The organism is Paenibacillus sp. JT22N12 (assembly GCF_056269365.1).
On the sequence record NZ_JBWDNU010000014.1, the window covers coordinates 26,517 to 42,371 of the forward strand.

10 protein-coding genes, 1 tRNA gene and 1 pseudogene are annotated in these 15,855 nt (G+C 52.3%); 11 read left to right on the forward strand and 1 reads right to left on the reverse strand.

Translation table 11 applies throughout. From position 1 onward, the window contains the following. Nucleotides 1-73: 73 nt before the first annotated feature. The 5 genes from polA to AC0YOA_RS31770 all read left to right on the forward strand — a co-directional run bounded on the left by polA (nucleotide 74) and on the right by AC0YOA_RS31770 (nucleotide 5,718). Entirely contained in the window at nucleotides 74-2,725 is a 2,652-nt protein-coding gene (gene polA, locus AC0YOA_RS31750) for a DNA polymerase I (protein ID WP_475790011.1), read from the forward strand. A gap of 102 nt (nucleotides 2,726-2,827) precedes the next feature. Continuing rightward, complete coding sequence (mutM, locus tag AC0YOA_RS31755) at nucleotides 2,828-3,691, forward strand: DNA-formamidopyrimidine glycosylase (RefSeq protein ID WP_475790012.1); 864 nt, start codon at nucleotides 2,828-2,830, stop codon at nucleotides 3,689-3,691. Nucleotides 3,692-3,827: 136 nt separating this feature from the next. Next, complete coding sequence (gene ytaF, locus AC0YOA_RS31760) at nucleotides 3,828-4,520, forward strand: sporulation membrane protein YtaF (RefSeq protein ID WP_475790013.1); 693 nt, start codon at nucleotides 3,828-3,830, stop codon at nucleotides 4,518-4,520. 23 nt (nucleotides 4,521-4,543) lie between these two features. Next, nucleotides 4,544-5,140, forward strand: a complete 597-nt coding sequence (gene coaE / locus AC0YOA_RS31765; protein WP_475790014.1) for a dephospho-CoA kinase — start codon at nucleotides 4,544-4,546, stop codon at nucleotides 5,138-5,140. After that, nucleotides 5,140-5,718 carry a lytic transglycosylase domain-containing protein gene (locus AC0YOA_RS31770; protein ID WP_475790015.1) on the forward strand — a complete coding sequence of 193 codons (579 nt, stop codon included), beginning with the start codon at nucleotides 5,140-5,142 and terminating at the stop codon, nucleotides 5,716-5,718. The genes coaE and AC0YOA_RS31770 overlap by 1 nt, the downstream gene beginning before the upstream one ends. Before the next feature lie 67 nt (nucleotides 5,719-5,785). Here AC0YOA_RS31770 and AC0YOA_RS31775 read toward each other — a convergent pair whose 3' ends face one another. After that, nucleotides 5,786-6,004 carry an alpha/beta-type small acid-soluble spore protein gene (locus AC0YOA_RS31775; RefSeq protein ID WP_210037425.1) on the reverse strand — a complete coding sequence of 73 codons (219 nt, stop codon included), beginning with the start codon at nucleotides 6,002-6,004 and terminating at the stop codon, nucleotides 5,786-5,788. Nucleotides 6,005-6,112: 108 nt separating this feature from the next. Between AC0YOA_RS31775 and nrdR the strand changes: the two genes are divergently transcribed. The 6 genes and pseudogenes from nrdR (at nucleotide 6,113) to AC0YOA_RS31805 (ending at nucleotide 15,842) form a co-directional block, all read left to right on the forward strand. Continuing rightward, nucleotides 6,113-6,583 carry a transcriptional regulator NrdR gene (gene nrdR / locus AC0YOA_RS31780; protein ID WP_210037426.1) on the forward strand — a complete coding sequence of 157 codons (471 nt, stop codon included), beginning with the start codon at nucleotides 6,113-6,115 and terminating at the stop codon, nucleotides 6,581-6,583. A 48-nt stretch (nucleotides 6,584-6,631) separates the two neighbouring features. Next, nucleotides 6,632-6,704 (forward strand) — tRNA-Ala (locus AC0YOA_RS31785). A gap of 1,577 nt (nucleotides 6,705-8,281) precedes the next feature. Next, nucleotides 8,282-8,650: pseudogene (locus tag AC0YOA_RS31790) on the forward strand (sugar ABC transporter permease); the annotation flags it as partial. 150 nt (nucleotides 8,651-8,800) lie between these two features. Continuing rightward, nucleotides 8,801-9,184 carry a hypothetical protein gene (locus AC0YOA_RS31795; RefSeq protein ID WP_475790016.1) on the forward strand — a complete coding sequence of 128 codons (384 nt, stop codon included), beginning with the start codon at nucleotides 8,801-8,803 and terminating at the stop codon, nucleotides 9,182-9,184. Between the two features lie 136 nt (nucleotides 9,185-9,320). Next, on the forward strand, nucleotides 9,321-12,599 hold the full coding sequence (locus AC0YOA_RS31800) for an endo-1,4-beta-xylanase (protein WP_475790017.1): 3,279 nt from the start codon (nucleotides 9,321-9,323) through the stop codon (nucleotides 12,597-12,599). A gap of 573 nt (nucleotides 12,600-13,172) precedes the next feature. Next, entirely contained in the window at nucleotides 13,173-15,842 is a 2,670-nt protein-coding gene (locus AC0YOA_RS31805; RefSeq protein ID WP_475790115.1) for a winged helix-turn-helix domain-containing protein, read from the forward strand. The last annotated feature ends 13 nt before the right edge of the window (nucleotides 15,843-15,855 follow it).

Consider the following 15,855-nt stretch of genomic DNA (forward strand, 5'->3'; position numbering starts at 1 on the left):
ACTTGATGGGAAAGCTTGCCCGCTTTATGCTATGATAGATCATAGGAAAACCAAGGTGAGGTGTGCCTTTCGTATGGATAAATGGATATTGATTGATGGAAATAGCATTGTCTTTCGGGCGTTTTATGCCATGCCTCCGTTAACGAATTCAGCAGGGCTTAATACGAATGCGGTGTACGGCTTCACCACCATGCTGCTGAGGCTGCTGGAGGAAGAGAAGCCAACGCATATGCTTGTTGCTTTCGATGCGGGGAAGGTAACTTTCCGCCATGAGGGATATGAGGAATATAAAGGCGGACGGGCCAAGACGCCGCCGGAGCTGTCCGAGCAGTTTCCGGTGCTCAAGGATCTGCTGCGTTCCTTCGGAATTGCCCAATTTGAGCTGCCTGGATATGAAGCCGATGACATTATCGGCACCTTGACGCGGATGGCGGATGAGCAGAAGGTCGAGACCCTGATTGTCTCCGGGGACAAGGACATGCTGCAGCTGGCTTCCGACTATGTGACGATTGCCCTGACGCGTAAGGGCGTCAGCGAGGTCGAGCGGTATAATCCGCAGGAAATTAAGGATAAATACGGCCTGACGCCGCTGCAAATTATCGATCTTAAAGGGCTGATGGGCGACGCCTCGGATAATATTCCCGGAATTCCTGGCGTGGGAGAGAAGACGGCGCTCAAGATGCTCCATGAGTATGGCACCGTAGAGGAAGTGCTGGCGCATGCCGGCGAGCTCAAGGGTAAAATGAAGGAGAAGGTCGCGGCGCATCAAGAGGATGCGCGAATGAGCAAGAAGCTGGCCACCATATTCCGCGAGGTTCCCCTGGACAATGCGGAGGGTGTGGAGGCCTATAACGGCTATGACAAGGCGCAGCTGGCGGATGCCTTCCGCAAGCTTGAATTCAGGTCCCTCATGGAGCGGCTCGATCTGCCGGAGCTTGGGTCGGATAGCGCTGTGGCTGCGGAGGCGAATTACGATATCGTGGCCTTGAATGAACTGAGCCCATCTGAGCTGAGCGGACTGCTGGCCGGAGCGGAGAATGTATATATCGAGGCAGTGGGCGATAATCCGCATCATGCACTGCTGCTTGGGCTGGCGATCCCGGTTGAGGAGCGGGTTCTGGTGCTCACCTCGGAAGAGATGCTGGCTGAGGCGGGCGAACCCGTGCGTCAATGGCTGGGAAATCCGGAAGCAAGGAAATTCGGCTACGATCTGCACAAAGCGGATCTGACGCTGCATTGGCATGGCATTGACCTTTGCGGTACGGATTTTGACGTGCTGCTTGCCGCGTATCTGCTGGATCCGACGGAGTCTAACCAGACGCTCGTTTATTTAATGCAGCGCTATGAGCTTCCCGCCATTCAGTCGGATGAGTCGGTCTATGGCAAGGGAGCCAAGTTCCGCATTCCCGAGCGGGAGATATTGGCCCGTCATTTGGCGGCCAAGGCGGATGCGGTCCGCAGGCTTGTGCCGTTGCAGCAGAAGGCGCTGGAGGAAGGCGCCATGAGCAAGCTGTATTATGAGCTGGAGCAGCCGCTCGCCATTGTCCTTGCAGGGATGGAGAAGCAGGGCATCCGGGTCAATGCGGGCACGCTGGAGGAACTGGGCACGGAACTGGAGCAGGGAATCGCCCGCTGTAAAAGCGATATCTATATGCACGCGGGAATGGAATTCAATATCGGTTCACCGAAACAGCTGGGCGAAGTTTTGTTCGAGAAGCTCGGCCTTCCGGCAATGAAAAAGACGAAGACCGGCTATTCCACCGATGCCGATGTTCTGGAGAAGCTGGAGCCGTACCACGGGATTATACCGCTCATCCTGCAGTACCGGACGCTGGCGAAGCTGCAGTCCACCTATATTGAAGGACTGCTGAAGGAAATCCGCCGCGACAGCAGCATGGTGCATACGTATTACCGGCAGACGATTGCCGCAACGGGCCGCTTGTCGAGCCAATTTCCGAACCTGCAGAACATACCGATCCGGCTGGAGGAAGGACGCCGCATCCGCAAAGCGTTTGTTCCGTCGGAGCCGGGCTGGACCATTCTGGCAGCGGATTACTCGCAGATCGAGCTGCGCGTGCTCGCGCATATCTCCAATGATGAGAAGCTCAAGGAAGCCTTTATCGAGGATATGGACATCCATACCAAGACCGCGATGGATGTGTTCGGCGTGCGCGCCGAAGAGGTGGACAGCAACATGCGCCGTCAGGCGAAAGCGGTTAATTTTGGCATTGTGTACGGGATCAGCGATTTTGGGCTGTCCAATAACCTGAATATTACACGCAAGGATGCGGCCCGGTTTATTGAACAGTATTTTGAAGCCTTCCCCGGTGTGCGGGGCTATATGGACAATATTGTGGTACAAGCCCGTCAGGACGGGTATGTGACAACGCTTCTGGAGCGCCGCAGATACTTGCCGGATATCAAAGCCTCCAACTTCAACCTGCGCTCCTTCGCGGAGAGAACGGCGATGAATACGCCGATTCAAGGCACGGCAGCTGATATTATCAAGCTTGCTATGGTGCGGATGGACGAGAAGCTGCAAGAGCGCAAGCTTCGCAGCCGCATGCTGCTGCAGGTGCATGATGAGCTGGTGTTTGAGGTGCCGGAGGATGAACTCGAGCTGATGAAGACGCTTGTGCCGGAAGTTATGGAAAGCGCACTGGAGCTGGATGTGCCTCTCAAGGCCGACGTCAATTACGGAGTGAATTGGTACGAAGCGAAATAAGGCGGTTTGGGTCAAAATCAGTTATACTAGAATATTAACCAGGGCTTCGGGCATAGATTTCTGTGCTGCTTATGCCTAACGGTTGTGTCGGAGGTGAAGGAAATGCCGGAATTGCCGGAGGTGGAAACCGTTCGGCGGACACTGAACCAGCTTGTGGCGGGAAAGCGGATAGAGCGGGTGACTGTTTCGCTGCCGCGGATTATACAGCGGCCCAAAGCGCCGGATGAATTTGCAGCCCTGCTTGTTGGCCGGACGATCCAGTCGGTCGAACGCAGAGGGAAATTTCTGCGGATTATGCTTGATGGCCTGGTGCTTGTTTCCCATCTGCGTATGGAAGGGCGCTATGGTGTCTATGATCGTAAGGAGCCATCCGAGCCGCATACGCATGTGGTCTTTCATTTTAGCGACGATACGGAGCTGCGTTATAAGGATGTCCGCCAGTTCGGTACGATGCATCTGTTTGATTGGGGCGAGGAGCTCACGCTGCCGCCGCTTAACAAACTCGGCATGGAGCCGCTTGATGATGCTTTTACGCTGCAGGCTTTCAAGAAGAAACTGGCTAAACGGACGACCAAAATAAAGCCGCTGCTGCTGAACCAGGAATATGTCGTGGGGCTTGGCAATATATATGTAGATGAGGCGCTGTTCACGGCGGGTATTCATCCCGAGCGGACAGCGGATTCCATCAAACCTGCTGAATGGGCGCGCTTGCATCAAGCGATCATCGCCACCTTGGGGCGGGCTGTCGAAGCGGGCGGCTCCTCCATCAAGTCTTATGTGAACGGACAAGGCGAGATGGGAATGTTTCAGCATGAGCTGCTCGTATACGGCCGGAAGAATGAACCCTGCAGCCGCTGCGGACAGTTTATCGAGAAGCTTGTGGTAGGGGGCAGAGGCACCCATATCTGTACGAGCTGCCAGCCTGTACCCAGGCTGTCCAAAGCGGGCAAGCTTTCGCGCAAATAAGGCACGACTGGGGAGAAACCGCATATGATGTACCGTTCATGTTAATGGGCGAATGCACAGCTTACCTGCTTCCAAGCCGATGGTTTGGCGGTCAGGGGCAAGCTTAAAGCAGTCGCCGTTATGGGAGGGACATCGGTTGCTGGCACATGTCGTTTCATTATTGCTGCTTGCTTTTGCCGTCAGTCTGGACGGTTTCGGCGTTGGTGTAACGTACGGATTACGACGGATTCGGATACCGGTCGTATCCATTGTCATCATTTCTCTCTGTTCGGGTTTTGTTGTCTGGCTGTCCATGCAGATCGGCTCCATGCTGACCGGCCATCTGTCGCCGCTGACGGCCAAGTGGATCGGCGCAAGTTTGTTGATGGTCATCGGCTGCTGGGCTCTGTTTCAATTATGGAGAAGACGCAAGGAAGCCAAGGAAAGCGTTCCGGAAGAGCCTGAACCACCCAATTCGGCAGCGGAAATGAATGGACTTACGCCGGCTGTGCCTGTGCTGCTGCTGGAATGGAAGCGCCTGGGGATCGTGATTCAAATTTTGCGGACGCCGCAAATTGCGGATGTGGACCGCTCCGGTATTATTTCGGCGTCAGAGGCTGTGCTGCTCGGCTTCGCCCTCTCGATCGACAGCTTCGGAGCGGGACTTGGCGCAGCCATGGTCGGCTTGTCGCCGTTGTTGACGGCATTTATCATTTCAACCACCAGCGGACTGTTCCTGCTTGCCGGGATGCGGCTGGGGTTTCGTTTTGCAGCTTGGCGGGGAATGCGCGCACTATCGGTATTACCGGGGATTATGCTGATTATGATGGGGATTTTGCGGTTGTTATAAAAGGGGCATTATGAGGTGAAGGTATGATAGTTGGATTAACAGGCGGTATCGCTTGCGGCAAAAGCACGGTATCCGCCATGCTGTCCGCACGGGGAGCGAAAATTGTCGATGCCGACCAGGTTGCCCGGGAAGTTGTGCTTCCCGGCGAGCCCGCGCTGGCGCAAATTACGGCTGTATTCGGGCAGGCCGTATTGAATGCGGATGGAACGATGAACAGGGGAGAGCTTGGGAAGATCGTCTTCGGCAATCGAGAGAAGCTGGACGAGCTTGAGGGTATTCTGCATCCGGCGATCCGGGCGACCATGTGGTCGCGAATGAATGCCTTTGAGCTGGAGAACCCAGGCGGACTGATTGTAGCCGATATTCCGCTTTTGTATGAGACGGGACAAGCTTCCCTGTACAGGGGAATCATTGTCGTATATATACCGCGCCGCCTGCAGATGGAGAGGCTGATGGCACGCAACTCCATGACAGCTGAGCAAGCGGAGCAGCGCATTGGGCTGCAGATGGATATAGAAGAGAAGAGGAAGCTTGCGGATTTCGTAATAGACAATAGCGGTTCTCTTGAAAACACAGAGGCGCAAATTGAACAATTTTGGCGTGAGCAAGGACTTTCGTGATGGTGAGGAAGATATTTAGAAAACGTGTACTGCTGCTTCTGATTATTGCGGTGCTGGTACTGCTGTATCTGAAATCCGACTGGATGAACCGCTGGATGTATCCGATCCATTACCAATCCGACATTAAGATCAGTTCTGTCAACTATGGGCTGGACCCGCATCTGGTGGCTGCTATTATAAGGGTGGAGACGAATTTCAGCAATAATAAGGTATCGAAGAAAGGTGCCATAGGTATGATGCAGCTGATGCCGGATACGGCCAACTGGATTGTGGAAAAGGGGAAATTCTCCAATGTTACCCAAGATGCAATTGCCAGCCGCGCTGACATCAGCATTGAAATTGGCTCCTGGTATCTGAACTCGCTTCTGCAGCAGTTCAAGGGCAACACGTATGCCGTTGTTGCGGCTTACAATGCGGGACCGGGGACAGTAAACCGATGGATGTCGGAGGGAACATGGGATGGCAAGCTGGAGACGGTGGACAAGCTTCCATATGGGGAAACCCGCCACTATGTACAGCGCGTCATTTATTATTATAATAAATACAAGAAGCTTTACCCTGAATTTGCGGCAAAATAATAAGGAAGCCTTGGCAATCCGCCCCTGAGGGCGGCTGCCAAAGCTTCCATTATAAATCCTGTGAACCTTATTTAAACTGACCTGCGATGGATTGCTCGGCGATTTGTACCAGTTTACGAGTGATGTAACCCCCAAGGGAGCCAGCGTCACGCGTAGCCATGTTACCATAGTAACCGTCTTGTGGGATCGTAATACCCAGCTCTTGCGCGACTTCATATTTCATTTGGTCGAGCGCTGCATTGGCTTGTGGTACAACCAGTTGGTTGCTGCTGCGGTTTGAACTCATTGTCTTTCACCTCCTTGCGGTTGGTACAAGTATTATGTGCGATTGCACGAGTTTCATTACAGGAAACGTATGGAAATTCTTTTTCAAAGATGGGGGTCAACAAATCCGATGAAATGTCCGTATTGCGATTACGCGGGAACCAAAGTATTGGATTCCAGACCTGCGAACGACAACAAGTCGATCCGCCGCCGCCGCGAATGCGAGAAATGCACCCGAAGATTCACAACGTTCGAGATGATTGAAGAAACCCCGCTGATTGTCGTCAAAAAAGACGGCAGCCGAGAAGAGTTCAACCGCGACAAGATTTTGCGCGGTCTTATCCGGGCCTGCGAGAAGCGTCCCGTGCCGGTTGAGAAGCTTGAAGTGATTGTATCCGAGGCCGAGAAAGAGCTGCGTACGACAGCGCAGGCCGAAGTCCAAAGCCGCGAAATCGGCGAACTGGTGATGATGCAGCTGTATCCCGTGGACGAGGTAGCTTATGTGCGTTTCGCCTCGGTATATCGGCAGTTCAAAGATATCGACATGTTCATGAAGGAGCTAAACAGTTTGCTCTCCAATGGCAGCAAGAAAAACGATTGACAGGTACAACTTTCCTGTGCTATGATCTTACTTGTCGCCATGATTCACGGGGCCTTAGCTCAGCTGGGAGAGCGCATCGCTGGCAGCGATGAGGTCAGGGGTTCGATCCCCCTAGGCTCCATACAAAGAGAACGTCACCACATGAAGTGGTGGCGTTTTTTGTATGGATTGCCTAGGGGAGATGAACCCCTAATGGTTCGCCCGCGCGGACGGAGCGTATGCGGAGGAGCACGGCGTCTGAATCTACCGCTAGAAGTCCCCGAAGAATAAGCTTCGTCAGCCTATAATCAGGATTCATACATCCCTTGATCGGGATGCAGAGGCACGCTGCATCCCCCTAGGCTCCATACAAAAAGAACGTCACCACATAACGTGGTGGCGTTTTTTTGTATGGATTGCCTAGGGGGAAATGAACCCCAAATGGTTCGCCCGCACGGACGGAGCAAAAGCGGAGGAGTACGGCGTCTGAATCTACTTGCTAGAAGTCTCCTTCGAGATCACTTCGTCAGTCATATAATCAAAGATTCATACATCCCCCTAGGCTCCACCATAATTTTAAGCGCAAACGCGCACACTCTAATGAATGAGTGTGCGCGTTTTTTGCGTTTTCGGCAGGGAAAATACTTAATGAACCATGTGAACAAACGGATGGCGACGTTACAGGATCCACAAGGTACTGTGTTTTCTGTTTGGGTGCAAACTGGGGCTTTTACGGGGATAGGAAAGCAGGAAGGGGATGAAGTGAGGCTAGGAAATGATCCAAGTAAGTCAATTTTATCAGCAAGTGTTTGATTGGGAAATGAAGCGCATGAGTGATGGGAATCGGGCTAGAATTGAGATTGGAACAAAGGAGAGCAAATTGATGTCATCTTGGAGGAATGGGACAGAAAAAAACTAGCAAACGAGTGGATCATCGGATATAAAGTTGAAACATTAGAGAAGGAATTTGCCAAGGCAGTTAGTTTAGGTGCACAGGTTGCGGTAACCCGGCCAGGGCGTCAAGGAACAAGTAAAATTTCAGATCAAGTCCTACATCGATCAGCATTATAACGACCCAACCTGTCATTAAATCAAGTCAGCGATCTATTCGGTATAAGTCCTAAAGGTATAAGAAGCTTGCTTGTTTAAGGAAGAGCTCGGAGACAAGTTTATAGATTATCCTTCTTAAGATCCGTTCGAGCTTGCGAAGCGCATGGATGTGCCAGTTCAGTATATCGCCGAGCAGGTTGGTTATACGCACGTCATTTCATTTCATCGCGCCTTCAAGAAAATGTTCGATCTGCCGCCGGGATAATATCGGAACCTTTACGGGAGCTTGTAAGTCCCAGACGGCTCCATTTGCTGAATATTCTCTGCTTAACGCCTTAGAATCCGCTGAATGCTAAGGCTTTTTTGCGCTACAGGGAGCAAGTGTTAAGCCCAGGAAATATGTTAAGCCCAGGAAATATGTTAATTGACTCGAATAACCGCGAAAATATTTCATGTTAACCACCAGATTATTGTTAGTTTTTTTACTGGTCTGGTGATGTTAAGCTATCGGTGTCAGAGATCGCAGCCATCTAATTAAACAAACCAACGATTAGGAGGGATGCATTACAGCTCACGACGAAGACGACCCAGACGGTTCGCTTTAGGCGCGGCAACCGCTTCGGAACCGTAACGAACAACTGGTAATTGTACTTGCTCGTTCTGTTGCCGATGGTCTATTTCATTACTTTCAAATACGTTCCAATGCTTGGGGTCATTGTCGCATTCAAGGATTACAACGTTTTCAAAGGGGTATGGGAAAGCCCCTGGATCGGGTGGGATGCCTTTCGCGAAATATTTCGAATGGACGCTTTCCCTGATACGCTTCGAAATACTTTTGTATTGAATTTGCTCGATCTGATCGTCGGATTTCCGGTTCCTATCGTTTTGGCGCTGCTGTTGAACGAGCTTAGAGTCAAGTGGTTCAAGAAGACCGCCCAGACCATGATTTATTTGCCCCACTTCATCTCGTGGGTTGTGATCGGCGGTATGGCCATCCAGCTCCTGGCCACCAATACCGGAAGCGTAAACATCTTCCTTAATTCAACGAAGGATTAATCGATAAGGACTTCCCGCTCAGCATCGGCAAAGATACGAATCAGTTCCAGAAGAACATGGTGAACGGCCAGGTCGGCGCTGCTACGACAAACACGAATGAGCCGGTGTATATGGGCTATATCGCGGGAATTCATGAAGAACAATCGGAGCGGGAAATTAACTTTGATCGATCTATTCCAGGATGCCCGCGGCAAAACTCCAAAACCTGCGTACACACCAAATGAAATTTACATCATTGTGCCGAAAACGAGCCAGCGCGCGGAGGAAATCGTAAAATACTTGGATTGGATGGCCAATCCTGAAAATATCGTCAGACTGCTGAACGGTACCGATGGCCAGACGTTCCAATACGTAGATACGTTCCGAAGACGCTGGATAATGATGCGGCCAAGAATCTGCTGTTCAACTACTTTGACTATTGCATGTTTAAAATATGTCAGCAACGACGACAATGCGCTGAATATTGCGGCGAACGCTTCCGATCCGGTCTATAAATGTTTCACGATTGATGGTTAATTCATCAAAAAACCGCAAAATCTTCAACCAAAACAACATTTTTATCGGTGAAGTTGTAAAAAATTCCGAAATCTAAAATTGGGCGACTCTAAAACGAGATTTTAGAGGTCGCCTTAAGAAAAGGAGCAAAACTAAGATGAAAGGTGAAAAACTCTTAATCTCCCGCATCCTCTTAGTCATCATGCTGCTCTCCTTATTCGCGTTTGCTCCCGTACCGCCCGCTGCGGCCGAAGGCGAACTGACACTTGAACTGAACGACCTCATTGCACAAGCCGAAGCTTTAAAAGCCGGCAACGAGGAATTCCCGCTCCAGATTAGCCACACTGACGACGGATCCGATGTGAACAAAGCTTTCCCCTGGGTGTACGCCGACGAACTCGAAGATCTTGATAACGCGCTTGAGTTCGCGCGCAATGCGCTCACTCCCGCCGGCGAAGCCATAGCCAGCCTTGAAGACGCAATAGTGAATTTCACTGGAAAGATCAAAGCGGACGGTTCAGATCCCTATTTCCGTCTTGATCCGGGTCCTGGTAAAATACCTGTAGAAATTACTGCGCCCACCAATGTCTGGACCTCAAGAACCCCGCTTGACAACCGTGTCCCCGCCGACTTTGCTGGTGGCACATACAAAATGATTCCGTATCCTTTTGCAGATTCCGAAGGCAAAGCTGATGTGCTCCAGATCAATTACGTCCATAACGGAGAAAGCACGTTCGGCGGAATAAGCATTGTATCTCCGTTGTCCCCCGCTGTAAATGTCCCCGCTGGCGCAACTATTGAGTTTGATGTGTACTATCCCAAGAGCGCGCAGGGCAAATTCATGAGGTGGAGAATCAGAAATACCAACTCTGACCTCGATAGCTACCTCAGGGATTACGAGTACAACAACCTTAACCCCGACTGGGTTGGCAGCTACAACGGTGAATCCTGGTTGATGGCTCACCACAGCATTAACGCCTCAACAGGCAATTCCTCGAACTTCATTCTTGAGCTCCATGGCGAGACCGGCCGTCCCGCAGAAACCGGCATGCTTCTTGTCGCCAACATCAAAATTACCGAACCCGATCCCAACGGCATTGCGCTTCCCAACGTAGTCAACACGGAAAACCAGAGTGCCGTAGCGCCTCTAAAGAGTGTTTACAGCAGGGAAAATGACCTGTTCATGGTCGGCACGATTGGAACCGAATCAGTAACCGGAACCAGAGCCCGGCACTATGAAATCTTTGTCAACGGCAACAATCTCAAGGCCGATGCTACGCATCCCCGCGGCCCGAACTGGCTGAAAAGCGTTACTGGCGCGCCCCTGAGCGGCGCAACCACCACCCCTGGCACAGCTGAATACAGTTTCCCGACCAGCTCTTATCAGGCGATCAGGGATTCCGGAACTCCAGGACAGTACAAGTCTCACGGCCATGTTTTGGCATGGTACAACCAGGCCCCTGCATGGATGAGACAGATTACTCCCGCGAACCTTACCTCCGGATATAACGGCACAGTCAATTTCTACGGATTGGGCAACGGCGTTACAACCACGGTTCCGGTAGACAAAGAAATGGCCAGAAGAGTGCAGTTTAACCACACAATGTATGTGATGCGGCACTTCCTGACCACAGATACGAAGTATGGCTCAAGCGTATCCCGCGGAGTAATCCCCTTCAATTCATGGGATGTACTCAACGAAGAGGTCCACGAAAGCCGCCACAGCGAAATCATCCCGACGAAAGCGAACAGTTGGAAAACGAGCCTCAAACACACCAACTGGCTTGTTGCAATGTCGGATGATCAAATTGACGGCGACATCAGAGAACATTACATTTACCTGCTCTTCAAATACGCGCACATCGCGGCTCCCAACGCCCAGATGGCGGCGGCTTACAAAGCCAACTACGCTGACCTTCCCGAGTACATGAAGCTCGGCGGACACGATGCCGACGGCAGCATTGACGCCTATATCGTTGAGAGTCCTCCGAAACTGACCTACAACGATTACGACCTTTCTGTCCGCACCAAAGCGAGGACTGTATACAACATGATTCGCGAACTGAACACCGCATGGCTTTCCGATCCGCTGTATGACGGAAGACCCCTTATTGAAGACATTGGTATCCAGGGACACGATTCGGTAAAAGAGACCCTTGCAAGCGATAACCAATATGCCATGGCCCTCTATGCCTCTCTCGTTGACCAGGGCCTGCTTTCCGGTATTGCCTTCTCAGAATTTGACCTTAAGATGCCGACCAGTGCCCCCGGCGGCGGTGCGATCGCTCCCGCAGTGCTCAATGTCAGACAGTCTGACGCCCTTGGTTATCAGTACGCGCTGATGTACAAACTGTTCACCAAGTTCGCCCCGTACATCGATCACATCATCAGCTGGGGCGTATCCGGTTCAGGATGGCAGGGGAGCTATGTGCTGTTTGACAGTCAGAGCAATGCCAATGCCGGCTACTATGGCGCCATGAATCCGAACAGATTCATTCTTGGACATTCATACCTAGATGATTTCTTTGAAGGCGAATACGAGAAACTCCAGGACGGCTATGAAATTGACCTTGGCGATCTTGGAATCTATTCTATCGGTGAATCTAAAGTACCTGTAACGTTAACCGGCGCAGATCATGTACCGGCCGGCAGTTCCTTCGACCTTGTCTACGGTTTGAGCCATGTGCAGGGCAACGTGCTGGCTCAAGATGTGACGATCACGTACGATGCCGATAAGCTGGAACTGGCCGCACCGCCAGTCTCGACAGACGGAGCGAAATTCGTCGTCGTCGATTACAAGACAGAACCTGCCGGAACACTCCGTATTCTGGGCGTTCATCTTGGCGCCGGACAAACCAATCCGAATGCGGATCTGATCAAATTGTCGTTCCGGGCTAAAGAAAATGCACCAGCCGGCCTGACCAACGTTGAGGTCACCCGATTGGTGACGGCAGATAGCGCAGGCACGGAAACGGTCCAAGCCGGCACGGTACACACCGTTCAAATCGATGTCATTGACAAGGCGGCGCTGAACGCGCTAATTGCCGAGGCGCAAAGCGCGCATGATCAAGCAGTGGAAGGCAAACTGCTCGGACAATATCCAGCAGGCTCCAAAGCAACGCTGCAGACTGCCATCGATGCAGCGGCGGTCGTAGCGAATAACTCGGAAGCCACCCAGGCTCAGATCGATGCGGCTGCCACGCAGTTGAACGCCGCTTTACTGGCCTTCCAGTCTTCCGTGTTCGTGAAGATTCCGAACGATCTCAACAGCGACGGCCAGATCAGCATCGGCGACTTGGCGATTATGGCTAAGGCATATGGCACCACTTCAACAGATGCAGGATGGGATCAAGTGAAAGACTTCGACTTGAACCGCGACAACCGAATCGATATTCTCGATCTGGCTATGCTGGCCCGCATGATTTTTGATTGGTAATGTCCTAACGAGTTACCCGTGAACAGCTTACGAAAAAGGAGAGAGGCAGATAGCTGCCTCTCTCCTTTTTCTGATAGTGCGCCCGGCATGGGCAATAACTAGGCGGTGCAAGTCCGCTACAGGCTTGGCAGTAGGAACTGTTCGCTAAAGGCAAGGGTGTCGGCCGCGAGGCCGAATCTGAAGGAAGCCGGAGGCAAACCCTCGGTCTGACGAACAGAAATCACAAGAAGGCATAATGAGACGGATGAGCTTGCAATGAGGAAAAGCTTCTAGTGGAGGAGCGCGGCGTCTGAATCTACCGCTAGAAGTCCCCGAAGATTAAGCTTCGTCAGCCTATAATCAGGATTCATACATCCCTTGATCGGGATGCAGAGGCACGCTGCATCACATAGGCTCCATTAATAAGTAATTCAAAACCGCGTCCATTGGATGTGGTTTTCTCTTTTTTGACACAGGATTTGCAGCTCATAGCCATGCCTTAAAAAACACAAAAAGGAAATACACTTAAACAGTCGAACATAATACGATGACGTATCAAAGCGCCGCAATTGACGGCGAGGAACGGTGGTTATGATGACGATACCCATTCTGTCCACTAAACTATATATCCCTCCGCCCCGATCCAAGCTTGTTCTCCGCCCCCGCCTGGTCGGGCGTCTGAATGAGGGGATGCTGCGCAAGCTGACTCTCATCTCGGCTTCCGCCGGTTGTGGTAAAACTACACTTGTCAGCGAATGGCTCTCCGGTTGCCCGCAGCCGGCTGCCTGGCTATCGCTGGATGAGGGAGATAACGATCCTGCTTGCTTTCTGGCATACTTTACCGCTGCCTTGCAGACGATTGCACCAAATATGGGAGAAGGCGTGCTTGGTTTGCTCCGATCCCCTCAGCCGCCAATCCAATCGATTATAACAGCCCTGCTCAATGAAATTACCGCCATTCCGGACCGTTTCGTTCTCATCCTTGACGACTTCCACATTATTGATGCCCGACCGGTTCACGATGCCATCGCTTTTCTTCTCGATCGCATGCCGCCGAATATGCATCTGGTTATCGCCACCCGAGAGGATCCGTCTTTACCCCTGGCGCGGCTGCGTGTCAGGGATCAAGTGACTGAAGTGCGGGCAGCGGACTTGCGCTTTACCTCCTCCGAATCGGCCGAATTTCTGGGACAGGTGATGGGCCTAAACCTTTCAGCGGAAAATATCGCGAAGCTTGAATCAATCACAGAGGGCTGGATTGCCGGCCTGCAATTAGCTGCGATTTCCTTACAGGGGCATCAAGATCCCGCGGGCTTCATTGATTCTTTCACCGGCGGCCACCATTTTGTCCTGGACTATCTGGTTGAAGAGGTGCTGCAGCACCGATCCGTAAGCATTCAGACTTTTTTGCTGCGCACATCCATTCTCGACCGGTTGTGCGGCCCTCTATGCGATGCCGTTCTTCGCGGGGGAGTGGATGAAAACATCGTTCCCACTGCATCCGGGCAGGACATCCTGGAATTTCTCGAACGCGCCAACCTGTTCATCGTCCCGTTGGACAACGAGCGGCTCTGGTACCGCTACCACCATCTCTTTGCTGATTTGCTGCGGAAACGGCTGCAACAGAGCTTCGCCTCGAACATAGGGGATGGTGGGGGCGCAGCTGAATTACATAGACGTGCCAGCGTATGGTATGAAGACAATAGCCTTCCGATCGAAGCGCTTCACCATGCTGCAGCTGCCAAAGATATTAAGCGTGCCGCTCGGCTGGTGGAAGGAGGGGAGATACCCTTGCTCTTTCGCGGAGCTGTGGCCCCTGTAAGAAATTGGCTGGAATCAATGCCAAATGAGGAACTCGACACAAGGCCCTCGTTGTGGGTGATGTATGCTTCGGCATTGCTGATGGCAGGTCAAATGACGGGCGTGGAACAGAAACTGCAAGCTGCTGAGAAAGCCCTGCAGGATACGGAGCAAGACGATAAAATCCGGGATATTATCGGACATATTGCCGCCATCCGCGCTGCGCTGGCTGTCAGCAGGCATCAGGCAGAAATCATCATGGCCGAGTCTCACCGTGCGCTGGAATATTTGCATCCGGATAATTTGCCTGTCCGCACGGCGACCGTCTGGGCGCTGGGATATGCTCACCAGCTCCAGGGGGATCGCGCCGCTGCCAGCAGGGCCTATGCCGAAGCAGTATCGAACAGTCAACAGATCGGGCATGTTATGATTGCCATTATGGCTGCACTCGGATTGGGGAACATAGAAGAAACAGATAACCGGCTTTATGCGGCAGCTGATACCTATCGGCGGGTTCTGGAGATGGCAGGTGATCCGCCGCTTCCGGCTGCTTGCGAGGCGCACCTGGGCCTAGCCCGGATTTTTTATGAATGGAACGACCTGGGTGCTGCGATGCAGCACGGACAACGCAGCATTCAACTGGCGAAGCAGTTCGAGCATACGGACAGAGTCGTTGCAGGTGAGGTGTTTCTTGCAAGGCTGAAGCTTGCGCGGGGAGAGGTGAGCGGCGCGGCGGCTATTTTGGCTAAGGCTGATCATTACGCCCGTCAGCAAAATTTCGTGAACCAGCTGCCCCATATTGCTGCAGCACAGGTGTTGGTGCTGCTTCATCAGGACAATCTGGACGCGGCTGCTCACCTGGCGCAGAAGCAAGAGCATCGCATTAGCCTGGCTCGGGTACACCTTGCACAAGGAGACGCGTCCTCTGCATTGGCGGTGTTGGAGTCATTGTGTGAGCAGGCGGAAGCAAAGGGATTGGTGGATGAACGGCTCAAGGCCATGGTTGTGCAAGCGGCCGCTATGCATGCCCATGGCCTGAAATCGGCGGCTGTTCGGCTGCTTGCAGACGCCCTGGCGATGGCTGAGCCTGGAGGCTTCATCCGTACCTTTGTCGATGAAGGTATGCCGATGTACAGGCTGCTGCGCGATGCGTCGGCTCATAAAATTATGCTTGATTATCTGGGTAAGCTGCTGGCAGAATTTGAAGCGGAGGATCTGATCAGTGAAGTCAAATACGATCAGCCCCAGGCCTCGCCTGCCAAGCCTCTTATCGAGCCGCTGAGCAGGCGGGAGCTGGAAGTACTGCAGCTCATCGCTCAAGGACTCTCGAACCGCGAGATTAGCGATCGCCTTTTCATCGCATTGACAACCGTTAAAGGCCATAACCGGATTATCTTTGACAAACTGCAGGTAAAACGGCGTACCGAAGCTGTAGCATGTGCCCGCAAGCTGGGTCTGTTGTGACAGAACAATTTAA

Excerpts from the sequence above, each read along its gene's own strand:
- polA (WP_475790011.1), top strand. The coding sequence starts at position 74 with ATGGATAAATGGATATTGATTGATGGAAATAGCATTGTCTTTCGGGCG.
- mutM (WP_475790012.1), top strand. The coding sequence starts at position 2,828 with ATGCCGGAATTGCCGGAGGTGGAAACCGTTCGGCGGACACTGAACCAG.
- coaE (WP_475790014.1), top strand. The coding sequence starts at position 4,544 with ATGATAGTTGGATTAACAGGCGGTATCGCTTGCGGCAAAAGCACGGTA.
- AC0YOA_RS31770 (WP_475790015.1), top strand. The coding sequence starts at position 5,140 with ATGGTGAGGAAGATATTTAGAAAACGTGTACTGCTGCTTCTGATTATT.
- AC0YOA_RS31775 (WP_210037425.1), bottom strand. The coding sequence starts at position 6,004 with ATGAGTTCAAACCGCAGCAGCAACCAACTGGTTGTACCACAAGCCAAT.
- nrdR (WP_210037426.1), top strand. The coding sequence starts at position 6,113 with ATGAAATGTCCGTATTGCGATTACGCGGGAACCAAAGTATTGGATTCC.
- AC0YOA_RS31795 (WP_475790016.1), top strand. The coding sequence starts at position 8,801 with ATGAAGAACAATCGGAGCGGGAAATTAACTTTGATCGATCTATTCCAG.
- AC0YOA_RS31800 (WP_475790017.1), top strand. The coding sequence starts at position 9,321 with ATGAAAGGTGAAAAACTCTTAATCTCCCGCATCCTCTTAGTCATCATG.
- AC0YOA_RS31805 (WP_475790115.1), top strand. The coding sequence starts at position 13,173 with ATGACGATACCCATTCTGTCCACTAAACTATATATCCCTCCGCCCCGA.